We start from the raw sequence: 17,964 nt of genomic DNA on the forward strand, positions 1-17,964 counted from the left end.
TTAGATAAGACTAAAAAAATTTTTAAGAGAAATAATTATAATGCGCTAATAAAATAGTATTGTCGCAAGAATCAAAAAACTTTTCACATCACCATATCTAACGTATAGCTTGATTGAAGTTTAATTATAAAAACTCTTTTGGATTTTTTACGCTGTTTATATTGGCTAACTTAGTTCTTAAAACATGCCACAAACCATATACATCAACGTTTATAGACATACTCAGCATTGGTTATTAATACATTAATCACTCAACAATCCACCAACAAAACGTTCAAAATCCGCTTTAAACGCTTCGTATTTTTCACCTGTTGCAGGACCATTAAAACCAGTATGTATTTTTTGAACCTTACCAGATTTATCAATAAAAATTGAGGTCGGATAAGACAACACATGATTTAGCATCGGTAACTTTTCTTGCGCCTTTTCTTTATCAGACGTTCCGTATTGCGCTAAAAGAATTGGATAATTAATGTTTAATTTTTCTCGCAATCGCGATATACTATTAAAGGCTTTTTCTTCTGTTTTGGCATACTCAAAAGCTAAGGCAACAATTTCAAAGTCTTTATCCTTATTAGCCTCATAGAATTCATTAAAATAGATGCTTTCATCTAAACAGTTTGGACACCACGTACCCATAATTTGCACAATGACAACTTTATTTTTAAAGCGATCGTCGCTCAATGAGATTATTGTTCCATTTTCATCGGGAAATGAAAATTCTAAACTATCGTAACCTTCTTTTAAAAAGGTAAGTTCATCTGTACTTGGTAATTCATAAGATGCGTTACGTTTAGCTATAAAAGGAGCTTTCCAATGGTTTCCGGAATAGAATGTACCTTCCATGGTCGAGTCCGACACTTTCGCTGTAAACAAAAACGCATGTGCACCATCAAAGGTAGAAAGCTTCATTTGATCACCATCCATAACACCTTCAAGATAGCGGTAGTCGCCAGTTGTAGTTCTAAAGGTGCCAGTAACTTTACTGCCTTCTTGTTTAAAAACTCCTTTGGCAATGTATTGGTCATCAGCATCATTGTGATTAAAAACGGTTTCCCAAATTCCTGCAACATTTTCATTGGCTTCCGATGTTACTTCAAACCGATTCTTTTTGTTATACTCTGCCGAAAATGGCACTACTCTATCTAAACTTTCCTTAATATAACTCCCTTTTAAATTATCGCCTTCAAACGTTGCTGCTAAAAAGCCTTCAAACACCGGAGCTTTAATAAAAATAGAATCATTTCTATATTCAACTTCATCTACTTTAATGACTTCTTCAGCATTAATTATATGCAACTCTGTTGGTGATTTCACCTCAAACACAAAAGGTATTTCCTGATTATCCTCAGCTTTCAATATGGCGCGATATGTTCCAACTTTTAAGTTTTGCTGTTTTATGTCCTCGTTACAAGAGCATACTACTAAAGCCATAAAGCAACCTATTAAAATCCGTATCATAAATATATTTTTTGAATAAAGTTCGAAATAACAACAATTACCTTACATAAAAAAGCAATTTGATGTTTCATCCGCAAAACAACTGTTGCCATTTAGGGGTTAGAAGGCGTATCTGAAGCCCTTAATATTTAGGTTAAAAAATTAAACTTGGATATTTCATTCGCTAATGGGAATTACTATCTTTGCACCTCGATTAAATTGACACATGAAGATATCATACAACTGGCTTAAGCAGTTTATAAAAACCGATTGGGACGCTGAAAAAACAGGCGAATTGTTAACTGACTTAGGTTTAGAAATAGAAGGCATTGAGGCTTACGAGTCTGTAAAAGGCGGATTAAAAGGCATCGTTGTTGGCGAAGTTTTAACCTGTGAACAACACAGTAATGCAGACCGTTTAAAAGTAACAACAGTAAATATTGGTGCTGATGCTCCTTTACAAATTGTTTGTGGTGCACCAAATGTTGCAGCCGGTCAAAAAGTACCAGTTGCCACAATTGGAACCACATTATACACTGCTGAAGGTGAAGCTTGGACCATTAAAAAAGGGAAGATTAGAGGCGAAGAAAGTCATGGAATGATTTGTGCCGAAGACGAATTAGGTCTTGGCGAATCTCATGATGGCATTATGGTTTTAGATGACGATCTAAAAGTTGGTACACTTGCCGCTGATCTTTTTAAAGTTGAAAACGACGAGGTTTTTGAAATAGGGCTAACACCAAACCGAGCCGATGCTATGAGCCATTATGGTGTAGCACGCGATTTAAAAGCGGGATTGTTGCAAAAGGAAATTTCCCTAGAACTTATTACACCTTCCGTTAGTTCCTATCATGTAGATGCTCGCGCGTACAAAGTAGATGTTGATGTACAAGATTACGATAAAGCACCGCGTTATTGTGGTGTCACAATTTCTGATATAAAAGTAGAAGCGTCTCCTGCCTGGTTACAAAATCGCTTAAAATCTATTGGCTTATCTCCTATTAATAATATTGTAGATATTACTAATTACGTGTTGCACGAATTAGGACAACCTTTACATGCTTTTGATGGCGATCGTATTTCAGGAAATAAAATTGAAGTTAAAACCTGCAACGCTGGAACAAAATTCACCACTTTAGATGGTGTTGAACGCGAATTGCACGAAGATGATTTAATGATTTGCAATGCCAAAAAACCGATGTGTATTGCAGGTGTTTTTGGTGGTTTAGATTCTGGTGTTACGGAAAACACATCACGTATTTTCTTAGAAAGTGCTTATTTTAACCCAGTGAGTGTTCGTAAAACGGCAAAACGACATGGCTTAAACACCGATTCGTCATTTAGGTTTGAACGTGGTATTGATCCTAATCTTACAGAATATGCGCTAAAACGTGCAGCATTATTAATTCTAGAAATTGCTGGTGGTGAAATTACAAGTGATATCGTTGATACTTATCCGAAGAAAATAAATGATTTTGAAGTACGGTTGAGTTTTGACAATGCTAGAAAATTAATTGGTGAGACTATTCCTGAAGAAACCATAAAGAGTATTTTAACCTCTTTAGACATCAAAGTTAAAAATGTTACCGAAACCGGATTAGGATTAACCGTTCCTGCATACCGAAATGATGTACAGCGTGAAGCCGATATTATCGAAGAAATCCTTAGAGTTTATGGCTACAACAATATAGCAACGACAACGAAATTGAATGCTTCTATTTCAAATTCAACACGTTTTGAGGATTATAAACTTCAGAATATTATTGGAAACCAACTCGCTTCGCAAGGCTTTTTCGAAATTATGTCTAATTCATTAACAACACCAAAGTATGTGGAGTTAAGTGAAGATTTAAACGCAGATCATAATGTAAAAATGCTAAATCCACTGAGTAACGATTTAGAAGTAATGAGACAGTCGTTATTATTTTCTGGATTAGAAGCTGTTGCCCATAATATTAACAGAAAACGCAACGATTTAAAATTATTTGAATTCGGTAAAACATATCATCAATATTCCGATAATCGTGAAGAATACAAGCACCTATCGCTTTTTGTAACAGGAAATAAAACAGAAGAACGTTGGAACTCTGCAGCAGCCCCAAGTGATTTCTTTTACCTAAAAGGAACTATTGAAGTTTTACTGCAACGCTTAGGTTTAACACGTTTAAAATCAGCACCTATTTCGTCTGATATTTATAGCGAAGGCATGAGCTTTTCTGTTGGAAAGAAAAAAATGGTGGACTTCGGTTTGGTTAAAAAACCGATATTAAAACACTTTGGAATTTCGCAAAATGTCTTATTCGCAGATTTTAATTGGGACAATGTTTTAGATATGGCTAAACACAATACCATTAGGTTTAGCACTATTTCTAAATACCCATCAATTCGTCGTGATTTTGCATTGTTGTTAGATAACAAAGTTACTTTTGAAGATATTGATACCATCGCAAAACAAACCGAAAAAAAACTGCTTAAAAACGTAAATTTATTTGATGTTTATGAAGGCAAAAATTTACCAGATGGTAAAAAGAGTTATGCGGTAAGTTTTATATTTCAAGATGAAAACAAAACGCTTAACGATAAGCAAATTGATAAAATTATGTCTAAGCTTCAAGCTAATTTTGAAAATAGGCTTGGCGCAGAATTGAGATAACCTTAAAATCTTATTTAAAAAAAGCCCTTAAACTACAACAGGTTAAGGGCTTTTATATACCTAGAAAACACTTATAACTATTTTAAATATTTAGGCTTTATTTAGGAGAAGTAAGTATAAAAGTTGGTATTTTTAACACACTAAAAAAAATAAATCATGGCAAATATAACATTAGGAGGAAATCCAATTGAAACTACAGGAAAATTACCATCTGTTGGTAGTAAAGCACCAAATTTTAATCTAACAGCAACCGATTTATCGGCAAAGTCTATCACAGATTATTCTGGAAGTCGATTAGTGCTGAATATTTTCCCGAGTATTGACACAGGTACTTGTGCAACGTCTGTTAGAACATTTAACGAAAAAGCTAGTAGCTTAGACAATACAAAAGTGTTATGTATTTCTAAAGATTTACCATTTGCACTAAAGCGTTTTTGTGGTGCCGAAGGCCTTAATAATGTCGAAAATTTATCGGACTACAAAACTGGTGAATTCGGAAAAGATTACGGATTAACCTTTAAAACAGGACCTTTAGAGACCTTACTATCGCGATGTATTGTTGTTATTGATACGGATGGCACTATTTTACATACCGAACAAGTTTCTGAAATTAAAGACGAACCAAATTACGAAAGTGCTTTAGCAAGTTTAGCCTAAATTCTACATGTCAGAAAAGAAACCTTTTATAATTAATAGGATAAAAAGTGTAGGTTATGCTTTTAAAGGCATGCTTATTCTTATTAAAACAGAAGCCAGTATTAAGACGCAATTATGTATTGCACTTGTTGTAATAGGTGCTGGCTTCTATTTTGATATTTCTAAAACCGAATGGATAGCACAAATTGCTATGATTGGTTTAGTCCTAAGTTTAGAAGGCATGAACACGTCTGTTGAAGCTTTAGCTGACTTTATACACCCAGACTTTCATGAAAAAATCGGAACAATTAAAGATGTCGCTGCTGGTGCTGTTTTTATTGCATCTATTGCAGCTGTTGCTATTGCTTGTGTAATATATATTCCAAAATTCACCTAATGAAAAACACACCTTTTCAATTCAACTAACAAAGGCTTAAAATTTTAGCGATTTCCTGTTAGCGATTGACCTTAAAGAATATTGTGTTTACATACCAAAATCAATACGATAAACGTTTCATATTTGTATTTTAGCAGTGAAAAAGAAAATGCTATTTAAGAATGGCTAATTTTAAGCGTTAATAATGTTGGTTTTTACACCAATTATAAAAACGTTAGAACACGTTACAATCTTAAAAAATGGTTTTTCATAACAAGAAAAAAAATACAATTAAATAAATAGACGTCCAAAATAAACGGAACTAGCTACCGAAATAAATTCGGCATAAAATGGCAAAAAAAACAACAAAAAAGAAAACAACCGCGAAAACAAAACCGAAGGCTAAGACAGTTCGAAAAAAGCGTTCGTTTAAGTTATCGAGTCAGCAAAAACTGATTTTTGGTAGTTTCCTTATTATTTTAGGAGTTCTACTTTTTATCTCATTCCTCTCTTTTGTGTTTACAGGAAGAGAAGACCAAAGTGTGCTTCATAATTTTCCAGAACGATCTAATGAATACAAAAATTGGGCGAGTCAGCTTGGTGCTTGGGTGAGCGAATTTTTTATAACCAAAGGCTTTGGTTTACCATCGTTTATATTTGCTGGTTTATTATTTCTTTCAGGTGTTTATGTCTCTTTAAACTTAAACAAAGCAAAGCTAAGAAAACATTGGATTTGGGGAACACTTATTGTGGTATGGTTGTCCATTCTGTTTGGATTTTTCACTCATAAATACGACGTTTTAGGCGGCACAATTGGTTTTGAAATGAATCAATTTTTTCAAGATTACATAGGCAAAGCAGGTACAATTCTTCTTTTAGTATTTGGACTTATCACCTATTTAGCCATCAGGTTTAAAGTTACAGGCGAAACGCTTGTCAATAGTTTTAAACGTGCTAAGCGTTCTATAAAAGAAGATTTAAAATCCGAAGACGATTCAACACAACCCACTGTCGCTTTTGATAATAGTTTAACCGAAGAAGCCGAAGCTATAAAATCTACTATAGAAATTCCGGTAGAAGACTCTAAACCAACCATTAGTAACCATTCTAATCCTAAACCTAAAACAGAATCTGAACCAAAAGAGCTCACCATGGAAGTTTCCGAAAAGCCACAGGAAGAGACTATTGACGATGAGGAATTAGAAATGAAAGTAGAAACTGTTGAGGAAGAAAAATCAGAATCCGATAATTTAGCTGATAAATTAGTTGAAGATTTTGGACAGTTTGATCCAACACTCGAATTAGGAAAATACCAATTTCCAACTTTAGATCTATTAAAGAAGTATGACAACGAAGGTATTTCTATAGATCAAGAAGAACTTGAAGAGAATAAAAATAGAATTGTTGAAACACTAAAGAACTATAAAATAGGTATTGCGAGTATTAAAGCAACCATTGGACCAACAGTTACCTTATATGAAATTGTTCCAGATGCAGGTATTCGAATTTCAAAAATTAAAAACTTAGAAGACGATATTGCTTTATCACTTGCCGCATTAGGTATTAGAATTATAGCACCAATTCCTGGAAAAGGGACCATTGGTATTGAGGTACCAAACAAAAACTCTACTATAGTTTCTATGCGTTCAGTTATTGCGTCACAAAAATTTCAGAAATCAGAAATGCATTTACCCATTGCATTTGGTAAAACCATTAGTAACGAAACTTTTGTTGTCGATTTAGCTAAAATGCCACATTTACTAATGGCTGGTGCAACAGGACAAGGTAAATCTGTAGGTTTAAATGCGGTCTTAACTTCATTATTATATAAGAAGCATCCAGCTGAAGTAAAATTTGTACTTGTCGATCCTAAAAAGGTAGAACTCACACTTTTCAACAAAATTGAACGTCATTATTTAGCAAAATTACCAGATAGTGAAGATGCCATCATCACAGATAACACAAAGGTTATTAATACATTGAATTCACTTTGTATTGAAATGGATAACCGTTACGAAATGCTTAAAAACGCCTACTGTAGAAATATTGCTGAATACAACGATAAGTTTAAAAAACGGAAATTAAATCCTAATGAAGGCCACGCTTATTTACCATACATTGTTTTAGTGGTCGATGAGTTTGCAGATTTAATTATGACGGCTGGTAAAGAAGTAGAAACACCAATTGCCAGATTAGCACAGCTAGCACGTGCCATTGGTATTCATTTAATAATAGCGACGCAACGACCTTCAGTTAACGTTATAACAGGTATTATTAAAGCCAATTTCCCAGCACGTATTGCGTTTAGAGTTACTAGTAAAATAGATTCGCGTACCATTTTAGATGGTGCTGGTGCAGATCAATTAATTGGTCGTGGAGATATGCTATACACTCAGGGTAACGACCTTATAAGAATTCAATGTGCCTTTGTAGACACACCAGAAGTCGAAAAAATAACTGAATTTATAGGCTCACAGAAAGCTTATCCAGATGCGCATTTACTTCCAGAGTACGTTGGTGAAGAAGGTGGCACAAATCTTGATGTTGACATATCGGATAGAGATAAACTATTTAGAGAAGCAGCAGAACTTATTGTAACATCGCAGCAAGGATCGGCTTCTTTATTACAGCGAAAATTAAAATTAGGTTACAACAGAGCTGGCAGAATCATTGACCAACTCGAAGCTGCCGGAATTGTCGGCAATTTTGAAGGTAGCAAAGCGCGCCAAGTTTTAGTTCCAGATTTAGTGTCTTTAGATCAGTTGTTAGAAAATGAACAACCATAAAAATTACATTTTAGCTTAATAAAAATATCATTTTATAAAAAAAAGAAATACAAACGAATGAAAAATTTAATTATTATCGCATGTTTCGCTATAGGTTTTAACGCTTTTGCTCAAAATGACACACAAGCCGAAACATTACTAAATGAAGTAAGCACAAAAATTAAAAACTATAACAATATTAGTTTAGATTTTAAATATGAACTCAATAATATTAGCGAAAATATTAAACAAGAAACGCGTGGAGACGTTGTTATAGAAGATGAAAAATATAAACTTAACATCTTAGGCATAACACGAATTTTCGATGGTAAAACCCTATATACCATAAGTCCAGAAGATGAAGAAGTTACAATATCTTCAGATAATACGGAGGACGAAAGCACAATTACACCTAGTGAAATGTTATCGTTTTATGAAGATGGTTACACCTATAAAATGGATATCACACAAACAGTAAAAGGAAGAAAAATACAGTATGTAAAATTGAGTCCAATTGACACTAATTCTGAAATAAAGCATGTGTTATTAGGCATTGATGCGACTACAAAACACATTTACAATTTAATAGAAGTTGGTAAAAACGGAACAAAAACCATTTTAACTGTTAATTCTTTTAAAACCGACCAACCTATATCAAAAACCTTATTTACATTTGACAAAAGTAAATACAGCGATTACTTTATCAATAAAATTGATTAATCCATTTTAAATAGGTAATATCTCTTAAAAATCTATATTTTAATAGGTATAAGGCTAAATTTTAACTGTGTGAAAATACTAGATAGGTACATACTTATTACCTTTTTAAAAACGTTTTTTAGCGTTTTTATTATATTCATGTTCATCTTTATTTTACAAGGGGTTTGGCTGTATATTGCCGAACTTGCAGGTAAAGATTTGGACATAACTGTAACTGCAAAGTTTATTATGTACTACATGCCAAAGCTAATTCCTTTGGTTGTGCCGCTAACTGTGTTATTATCTTCCATTATGGTTTTTGGCAACTTTGCCGAAAATTATGAATTTGCAGCCATGAAATCTACAGGTATTTCATTGCAACGTGCTATGCGAAGTTTAAGTGTATTTATCGTTGCGCTTGGTATTGGTTGTTTCTTTTTTGCCAATAATGTTATTCCTTGGGGAGAATATAATTTTTTTAACCTAAGACGTAATATTGCCAAAATGAAACCTGCTTTGGCTATTGCTGAAGGTCAGTTTAATGAAATAGGAAACATTAATATAAAAGTTGAAAAGAAGTCTGGTGATCGTGATCAGTTTCTTGAAAACGTTGTTATTCACGAAAAAAGTTCTACCAGAAGAGGTAATTTCAAAGTCATCGTTTCTAAAAAAGGGGAATTAAAAAGTAGTCCTGATTCTAATATCCTTCAACTCGAATTGACAGATGGAAATTATTACGAAGAGATCATTAGTAAGAACATACAAAAGAACCAAAATAAACCACATGTTCGCAGCTATTTTGATACCTACATTACAAATGTAGATTTAGAAATACTTAATGATGAAGACTTAGATGAAAAAAGTCAATCAGACAGGTATAACATGTTAAATGTTAGTCAGTTAAATAAATACATTGATACTTTAGAACAAAATCAACAAAACGATTATAAAGCCTTAGCAACCACATTGTACAACCGAAGTACCTATGCATCACTAAACATTAATATTGATACTGCTAAGACTAGAAAAAACATTCTAAAAGATTCTACTTTAATAACTAAAGATATTTTGAGTTTTTATAATACAGCTCAAAAAATACAAATTCTTAATTTGGCTAAGAACTCGTCTAATAGTACAAGGCAAATTTTAGACTCTAACAAAAAGAACTTAGAAATAAAACAAACTCATTTAAACAAGCACATTATTGCGTTGCAAGATAAATTTGTTTTAGCTTTCGCATGTGTTATTCTGTTTTTTGTAGGTGCACCACTTGGAGCTTTAATACGTAAAGGTGGACTTGGTTTGCCAATGGTTATTGCAATATTACTATTCTTAACCTATCATTTTTTTGGAATTTTCGCTAAAAACAGTGCAGAAAACGGAAGTTTTAGTCCAATTATTGGTACATGGTTTTCTACAGCCGTTATGTTTCCATTAAGTATTTATCTTACCACACGAGCAACAAATGATAAAGGCGTTTTTCAGTTTGATAGTATAGTAGTGCCACTAAAGCGTTTATTCAACTCAAAACAAAAATTTCAACTTTCGGAAAGTGATACTAAAGTTTATAATTTCTATTCAAAAAACACAATTGAAGAATTGGTTGGGATCATAAAAAAACAAGATGACTTCGATCTCGATAAAAAACCGAAAGAGATTGCGCTTCATAATTTGTTAGACCGTAAAGTATCACTCGAATCTTTAAAATCTGAAGGATTAGAAATACCAGATTCACAAATTAAAGCGCGAGTTTTACTCAAAGATTACAAAGATTATTCTAAAACCAGTTTAGTTAGTTATTGTGTGGGTGCTGTATTATTAGTATTGCATTTTGTATTTAACAACAATAAACTTCCAGAATTAGCTGAATCTTCTTTAACGTTGAGCATCATTGCATTTGTGTTTTTTGTCATCTATGTGATTGTTAACGCTTTTGTGTATTTAAAATTCTATAAAACTATCAATCAAGAGCGTAAACGTATCAATCCACTTTTACTAGCTTTAACACTGCCTATTTATCCATTAAAATACGTTATTGTAAGAAGTAAAATTTCTCAAGACTTCTACTTAAGCTGCCTTCAGAACATAAAATAAAATGTATCTTTACATGGTCTAAAAACCGAGTCATGATTACTACTAAAGCAATGAACATAGAAACGAGTCTAAATACTATTGAAGAAGCCATTGAAGACATTAAACAAGGAAAAGTTATAATTGTTGTCGATGATGAAAACCGTGAGAATGAAGGTGATTTTTTAGCTGCTGCCGAAAAGGTAACACCAGAAATGATCAACTTTATGGCCACCCATGGACGAGGTCTGATTTGTGCTCCACTTACAGAACATCGTTGTGAAGACCTAGACCTTAATATGATGGTGCGTAATAATACGGATCCTATGGAAACCGCCTTTACGATTTCAGTAGATTTAAGAGGCAATGGTGTTAGTACCGGAATTTCTGCTAGCGACAGAGCAAAGACCGTAAAAGCTTTAGTTGATAAGGATACAAAGCCTTTTGAATTAGGACGACCTGGTCATATTTTTCCATTAGTTGCTAAAGAAGGTGGTGTGTTAAGACGTACTGGCCACACAGAAGCTGCCATAGATTTTGCACGCCTAGCTGGTTTTGAACCTGCTGGAGTGATTGTAGAAATCATGAATGAAGATGGTACCATGGCACGCTTACCGCAATTATTAAAAGTGGCTAAAAAGTTTGACTTAAAAATTGTATCTATTGAAGATTTAGTGGCTTACCGAATGGAGCACGATTCTTTAATTGACAAAAAGGAAGATTTTAATATTGAAACACGTTTTGGTAAATTTAGGCTTAGAGCCTACCAGCAAACTACTAATGATCAAGTTCATATTGCATTGACTAAAGGATCATGGAGATCTGACGAGCCTGTTTGTACACGAGTTAATAACACCTTAGTCAATAGTGATATTTTAGGCGCCTTAACAAATAATGCCGATAAGAAATTAGACGATATGTTTAAGGTTATTAATAGCGAAGAAAAAGGGGCTATTATTTTTATCAATCAACAACCAGAATCTATTAACCTTTTAACACGACTTTCAATATTAAAAGAAAATCAAGTTGATGGTAAATTAATAAAAGCGCCTAGCTTAGGTATGGATACTAAAGATTTTGGTATTGGTGCTCAAATTCTTCACGATTTAAAAATCAGCAAACTAAAACTCATATCTAACAGTCTCCAAACCAAACGTGTTGGGATGATTGGTTATGGTTTAGAGATTGTTGAATATGTAGCGTATTAAAGACGCATTTTATTAGAAAAATTAAATCATCTTAAGAAAGATATACAATTCAAAATCATTGGCATTAAATAAAATGAGAACCAAGATATATTATAAATCGAAGTTCTCATTTTATAACGATTGATAAGTATTTTTTTACTATTTAATAACTATCTTTTTTGTCGCTTTCCCTTTATCAGTATAAATTTTCAACAAATAAATACCAGACTGAAACTGCTCTACATTTATATGGTTTGAATCACCTTCTGCCAAAACCAATTTTCCTAAAATATCATAGATCTCAATGTTTTGTACATTTAAAGTTGTACGGATATTTATATATTTAGAGGTAGGGTTTGGATAAATTGTTACATCTTCTGACCTTACAATTTCATCTAAAGATAACGTGGCACCTTCACTTACAAATACAGCATCAATTATTTGAGAACCTGGATTTGCTGCACAATTTGCTAAAGCAAAAGGGTCATCTGTAGGGCCACAAGCTGTAAAGAACTGATCTCTTGCCATATCAACTATCGCTTCATTGTCTTCAAAAACAACCATAGGATCTTGAGTTACATCTAAATATTTCATTTTGATATGAACTAGTTTTTTTGGTGTTGATGTTATATTATTTTCAGTAAAAGTACCCGATGAATAGGATTGTTGATTTGAATACGACAGTCTGAAATCCGTATTATTATTTAATTGAAGTGTTCCATAGATTTTCAAAGCAGGAAGTGCATCTATACCCTGCCCTACTATATAATCCTCTAATGGCCCATCTCCGTCGTTTGGAAACGTAATTTCTACACCATCATTTTCTTGATCATTACCATCGTAAATATTTACTCCAAATGCATCTGTATTATAGTTAATATAGAATTGTGCTGCACCCATTTTAAAATCTGGCATACCATCATGTGTCTGTATCATAACATCGACTTCATAAAAATCATCTACACCATCGTTAGTGTTTTGAGCATTTTCAAATGATACTTGAATAGTTTGCGCATACATTCCAATACTAGCTATAAATGCAAAGTAGATGGTCGTTAAAATTTTTCTGTAATTGTTTTTCATAATTTCTATTGATTTAAGGTTATTATTAATTATCATTTTCAGTTGTTGTTTTACGTTTTGCAAAAAGTTGTCGGCTGGAATATTGTTCACCTCTACCGATATTAGGATTAAGTGTGTTTAAAATATCAGTATTCTGTCCCTGACTGTTCATATCTATATCTGCATTTAAATATCCAGATAGCCCAATAAATGGTAATGCTCCAACAGCATCACTGTTCTGTATTTGTCCGTTTCCATCAAAATCACCAGCAAAAAGAGCATAATTACCGTCGTCCATATTGGCTATACCATTAGCACCACCTGTTACTAATAGACTATCAGTAGTAAGATCTAACACTGTTGCACTTCCTGATAGATTGATAGGATTAGCAGTTAATACCCCTAAATGATTACGATGACTAACCATTACATAATAATTTCCTGGTGACACATTTATATTTATTACCGAAGTGCCATCAGTTGCTACCACATCTCCATCGGCTTGTAAAAGTGCCGAGGTTTCGGCTAATACGGTTATACCATCATTACTATCGCGCAGTTCAATCCATACCCAATCTATTATGGCATTAGCACCTGTGATATCAAAAACCGTGGCATTACATGTAGCGTTATCTACATAAGGACTTGATGTTGGGATATTATCGCTACTCCGCAGAACATCATTCATCTGTCCAGCATTATAAGGCCCTTCCAAAAATATTTTGGGATCTAGATTTATCATAAAGCTCACTGGATTTATAAAGCCTTCAGAAACCGATATCCCTCCAGCACTTAATTCTTGTACATTGACTTCTCCAATGGTATAAAGCATTTGAATACCTCCTGCGGTTACTGATGCACCTCCTGAATCGATGCTGAATTTTTCCATGGATTGTGATGCTAGTGGTAAAACCACTAAGAGCATCAGTAAATTAATTATCTGTTTCATTTTTTCTAAAGTTTGAATTCTATTATTAAAATATATACCCCTGATTACTAAATTTTTATTTTAGTTTTTTAACTATTTAGAAACCCATTATTAAAAAGTTTCCTTTGCTATTATAGCTCCATTCCATCCTCCAGGATCTAAACCAACATTCGATGAAGTCCCAAATGGAGATGTACTAGCATAAACTTGTATAGTATGCGATCCTACTGAAAGCCCTTCAAAAACAGCAAATATTGATAAGAAGTCTATCGTATTTGAGTCAATAATACTACCTATATTATCTAAGGTAGTTTCTATACCATCAATTCGAATTTTAAAATTTATACCATTAACACTGGGACTAGAAAAAACTCCACCATTTACTCGTGAATTTAACGTGACTTCAATGTTTGAATCTGAAAATTCCTTATTAATTATTAATACTGGTCCTATAGGTTGATATGTACTAGTTGCAGTAATATTATTTGTATTTAGATTGTCGATTTTCCAATAGTTAGATTGACCACGATTATCCACATAAGCTTTTACCGCAGCTTCAGTAGGTATGGCATTATTACTGTTTCCAGCTAATGTTCCATCAGTAGAAAACTCATTTATTCGTGTACCATTTTCTAATTCCAATCCTGAATTGGAAAGTGTCATTTTGCTTTCATATCCTTCTCCAGTAGCTGAAAGGTCAGTATCCAATTCAAACCTCAGCGCATCCTCTCTGTTTAGAATTTTATAAAATGAGTGAAAACCGGTTTCAGAACCATTTTTAAACTCAATTTGGGATACATCTGAGAAATTTGGCACGGATAAATTAATCCCTGATGTTTCATCATCATAGATATGCAAAAGATCTGTTGGTGCCGTTGTTCCAATACCAACATTTTTAGTCAGCACATGAACATTGTCTGTTTCCACTTCCCAAGATTTATCTCCAGAAGCGATAGCATAAGGCACCGTTTTGAATTGCGTGGTTCCCATATCTGTAAGGCCATCTCCTACATTGATTTGAACATTTAAATAATGGTCTTCACTTGCCCAGTCGATGGAAGCAAACGTTCCCGAAACTGGTGTTCCTTCTCCAATATTTACTGTAATTATACCATTCTCATCCGTTGATGGAGAATGGGTTTCTGTAAACACATTAGTTTGTGCTGCTCCTTGTAAAATTGAAAATTGTACAACAACAAGATCATTAGCTACAACATTGCCAATGTTGTCTTTAATTACTGCTTTATAATTAATGCCATTTTGAGCAAATCCTAAAGTAGTTAGGAATAAGATGAGTAATGTAATTTTTGTTTTCATAAGTTTAAATTGTTTATTTCTTAATTACATATTGCATACATATATCAAGACGTTTGATTATTAGTATTACAATACTTTGGTAAAAGTATCTTAGATCTGTTTGTAACCTTATTACTATTGTAACAAATGCTGTGATTTATGTAACAACACTTACTATAACTGGTTATTTGGTCTTATTACAACTCAGTTTTAATAGCACTAAGTTTAACAGAATCAAGAAAGCAACTACTGAACAGATGTGGGTAATTGTCATCATTTTTTATGTGTTGTTACCAAATAATTAGCTAAATCATTTGACATTATTTTGAGTTCATCGTGCTGTTCCTCAGTTCTACCTTGAACAGAAGCTTTCGTTTGATAAGTAATAACAATGAAGCTATCATAGTTTTCATTTAATATGCGTACTGTGCCTCTCCTTGGCTGAGATGCGATATAGCAATCACCAGCATCTGCTAATACGATATCCCTCCCCATAAGTATGCCGCTTGACAACTCCGCTTTGTCTTTTAAAAGGTTGGCGATTTCCTTTTTACTCTGCCCTTTGCTGCTAGGAACTAACATTAAGCGCAAGGTTGTCCCTGTATTATCGTGACCTTCCCCAAAGCCTTTTATTTTAAAAAGACATTCGTTTGGCGAATTGCTTGTTTGTGCACTAATGTCAGAGTCTGGTATTTGTAGCACTTTGGCGAGTTCTGTGACAGAAACATCGCAGGTATAGTTTTTAAATAAACTGCTGTAGTCTGCACTTGAGTTAATTTGTGTGGTGACTTCTTGCTTTGGTTCGCTTTTAACGGTTTGGTTGGTTTCTTTGTTGGTTTCCTCTTTACAGGCTACCGATAATAGTATTACGAAGATTAATGTGATGTGTTTTTTCATGATATTTATGTACAATTGTTAATGACTACAAAGTTTTAAAGCTGTTTTTATTATTGTTTATAAATGACGAATTGAAACGAGTTAGCAACTTGTCCGAAGCTAGAATCGAAGATATGTACGCGAACACTTCCGTTAGAATGCGAAATACTAGATGTTCTAAATTGACCAGAAATAGTTGATACAGTAGTAGCACTATTAGAATGGCTCAATGCTAAATCTACATTAGTATTGGGGTCAGCAACCGTTATGGTATACGTGTGTGCTGCATTTTTGGTTACTTCAAAAGACCCACCTGAAGCGTAAATAGCTCCTGTACTAGATACACTCCCATACGCTACAGGTATCATATCGTCTGTGCCGCCTCTGTTTATCTCACCTGTTAAAACCATACCATCTTCTGCTATAAAAAGATCTTTAACAGTTAACCACCGATTTACTGTCATATCTTCATAGAACGTAGATTTACCAGTCTTATAAATTACCATGGCATTCCCAGAGGATGTATTAACCGGACCTTTTCCTATGGTAAATAATGCATTGGGCTCAACTGTATTATTGATTCCCATTGCTATAGAACCCTCACCTTCTGCTTTTGTACCATTTCCAATGGCAATGGAATGATCCCCTGAAGCCCTTGCATTTTTACCCACCGCAAAAGCATTTAATCCTGATGCTCCATTGATGCCTGCTGGAGAACTACTCTCACTAAGGTCTACGGCATTATGTCCGATATCATCATAGTTTGCTGGGTCAACACCTTTCAACCTCCAACCTGTTCCATTACCTTCATCAATAGCCACAAGACCAGATACATTAGCTGCGCTTATAGCATATGGCACCGTTTTGAATTGCGTGGTTCCCATGTCAACTAATCCATCTCCAATATCAATTTGCACGTTAAGCCAATGTTCGTCATTTCCCCAATTTATATCTGAAAAATCATAATTTGTAACGCCTTCTCCAATATTGATAATTAGTATCCCATTAGCATCTGTTGATACATTAGGTCGAGATTCAAAATAAACTTCTCTAGTTAATGCAGCACCTTCATAAATTGTAAAGTGAACATTGATATTATTGGCATTTATCAGTGCATTCCCATTATCATCCTTAATAAGAGCCTTATAATTAATGCTTTGTTGTGCAATACTTATCGTTGAAATAAGTACCGCAAGTATGAGTGTGAATCTTGTTTTCATAATATTTTATTTAATTAATAGCTATTGTTTTATGTATTGCTCATTTATTAAAGCTTTATTTTTTGTGATACCAGTTGACTCATTTCCTCGGATTCAAATAGGGTTTTAAATTCCCTCTTAAAAATGGTTCTTAATGATTTTGTATAATTTTTAGCGAGTTCTTTTTTATCGCTTCTTTCAAATTTTCCACTTATGGTAATGCCGTTTAACTCGAATTCAATTTTATTATCCACCTTTTTTGGGGTCAGCAAAAGGCTTATATATTTGTCATCTGTCCAATTCACTATATGCGACGCAGAATCTGATAAACTATGATAACTTGTGTAAGTATTTAGTCCACTTCTTATAACAATAGTGTCTTGATTATTAAAATGAATAGTACAGAACAGTTGTTGATATTTGTTGGGTTTAAATACCACCTCGGAGCTTGTAGCGGCTTGAAAATTATACTTCCAAAATACAGGACCTACATAACGACCTTGGTATAACTTTGTCTTAGCAGCTTTTGATAGACTATCTTCCGCTATGTGAGCGCTATCTCTTATGTCTAGCGTTTTGCTCAATTGTTCTATGCTACAAATAGCCTTATCACCTTTTAATTCTACTCTAAGATCAGAAGCAACTGTTGTATTTAAAAGATCATTTAGCTTTACGATCTCATCTTGTTTTAACTTTTGACTATACATGGCGTGAAACATAAATACTGCTGCCAAACTCCATATTAATTTTTTTGTATTCATAACGTTTTGATCATAC

General features: G+C 33.6%; 14 protein-coding genes. 7 read left to right on the forward strand and 7 right to left on the reverse strand.

Going from position 1 to position 17,964, the window contains the following annotated elements:
• Window positions 1-243 precede the first annotated feature (243 nt).
• Window positions 244-1,461 carry a peroxiredoxin family protein gene (locus tag ITJ86_RS13150; RefSeq protein WP_195872113.1) on the reverse strand — a complete coding sequence of 406 codons (1,218 nt, stop codon included), beginning with the start codon at window positions 1,459-1,461 and terminating at the stop codon, window positions 244-246.
• A 205-nt stretch (window positions 1,462-1,666) separates the two neighbouring features.
• Between ITJ86_RS13150 and pheT the strand changes: the two genes are divergently transcribed.
• From pheT to ribB, 7 genes are all read left to right on the forward strand, one after another.
• Window positions 1,667-4,093 (forward strand): phenylalanine--tRNA ligase subunit beta, encoded by a 2,427-nt coding sequence (gene pheT / locus ITJ86_RS13155; RefSeq protein ID WP_195872114.1) that lies wholly within the window; start codon window positions 1,667-1,669, stop codon window positions 4,091-4,093.
• A 156-nt stretch (window positions 4,094-4,249) separates the two neighbouring features.
• Window positions 4,250-4,750 (forward strand): thiol peroxidase, encoded by a 501-nt coding sequence (gene tpx, locus ITJ86_RS13160; protein WP_195872115.1) that lies wholly within the window; start codon window positions 4,250-4,252, stop codon window positions 4,748-4,750.
• Between the two features lie 7 nt (window positions 4,751-4,757).
• Window positions 4,758-5,126, forward strand: a complete 369-nt coding sequence (locus tag ITJ86_RS13165) for a diacylglycerol kinase (protein ID WP_195872116.1) — start codon at window positions 4,758-4,760, stop codon at window positions 5,124-5,126.
• Between the two features lie 329 nt (window positions 5,127-5,455).
• On the forward strand, window positions 5,456-7,891 hold the full coding sequence (locus ITJ86_RS13170) for an FtsK/SpoIIIE family DNA translocase (protein ID WP_195872117.1): 2,436 nt from the start codon (window positions 5,456-5,458) through the stop codon (window positions 7,889-7,891).
• 57 nt (window positions 7,892-7,948) lie between these two features.
• A complete protein-coding gene (locus ITJ86_RS13175; protein ID WP_195872118.1) occupies window positions 7,949-8,590 on the forward strand; it encodes a LolA family protein in 642 nt (213 codons plus the stop codon).
• 69 nt (window positions 8,591-8,659) lie between these two features.
• Window positions 8,660-10,663 (forward strand): LptF/LptG family permease, encoded by a 2,004-nt coding sequence (locus ITJ86_RS17535; protein WP_195872119.1) that lies wholly within the window; start codon window positions 8,660-8,662, stop codon window positions 10,661-10,663.
• 32 nt (window positions 10,664-10,695) lie between these two features.
• A complete protein-coding gene (gene ribB, locus ITJ86_RS13185) occupies window positions 10,696-11,847 on the forward strand; it encodes a 3,4-dihydroxy-2-butanone-4-phosphate synthase (RefSeq protein ID WP_195872120.1) in 1,152 nt (383 codons plus the stop codon).
• A 138-nt stretch (window positions 11,848-11,985) separates the two neighbouring features.
• Here the strand turns inward: ribB and ITJ86_RS13190 are convergent, their stop codons facing one another.
• From ITJ86_RS13190 to ITJ86_RS13215, 6 genes are all read right to left on the reverse strand, one after another.
• A complete protein-coding gene (locus tag ITJ86_RS13190) occupies window positions 11,986-12,909 on the reverse strand; it encodes a T9SS type A sorting domain-containing protein (RefSeq protein ID WP_195872121.1) in 924 nt (307 codons plus the stop codon).
• A 25-nt stretch (window positions 12,910-12,934) separates the two neighbouring features.
• Entirely contained in the window at window positions 12,935-13,837 is a 903-nt protein-coding gene (locus ITJ86_RS13195) for a hemagglutinin protein (RefSeq protein WP_195872122.1), read from the reverse strand.
• Window positions 13,838-13,927: 90 nt separating this feature from the next.
• Window positions 13,928-15,133 carry a hypothetical protein gene (locus tag ITJ86_RS13200; protein ID WP_195872123.1) on the reverse strand — a complete coding sequence of 402 codons (1,206 nt, stop codon included), beginning with the start codon at window positions 15,131-15,133 and terminating at the stop codon, window positions 13,928-13,930.
• 252 nt (window positions 15,134-15,385) lie between these two features.
• Window positions 15,386-16,009, reverse strand: coding sequence for a hypothetical protein (locus tag ITJ86_RS13205; protein ID WP_195872124.1), 624 nt, complete (start codon window positions 16,007-16,009; stop codon window positions 15,386-15,388).
• A 50-nt stretch (window positions 16,010-16,059) separates the two neighbouring features.
• Window positions 16,060-17,208, reverse strand: coding sequence for a hypothetical protein (locus tag ITJ86_RS13210; RefSeq protein WP_195872125.1), 1,149 nt, complete (start codon window positions 17,206-17,208; stop codon window positions 16,060-16,062).
• A gap of 47 nt (window positions 17,209-17,255) precedes the next feature.
• Complete coding sequence (locus tag ITJ86_RS13215) at window positions 17,256-17,948, reverse strand: hypothetical protein (RefSeq protein WP_195872126.1); 693 nt, start codon at window positions 17,946-17,948, stop codon at window positions 17,256-17,258.
• Window positions 17,949-17,964 lie beyond the last annotated feature (16 nt).

The organism is Winogradskyella marina, from assembly GCF_015645385.1.
Taxonomy (GTDB): domain Bacteria; phylum Bacteroidota; class Bacteroidia; order Flavobacteriales; family Flavobacteriaceae; genus Winogradskyella; species Winogradskyella marina.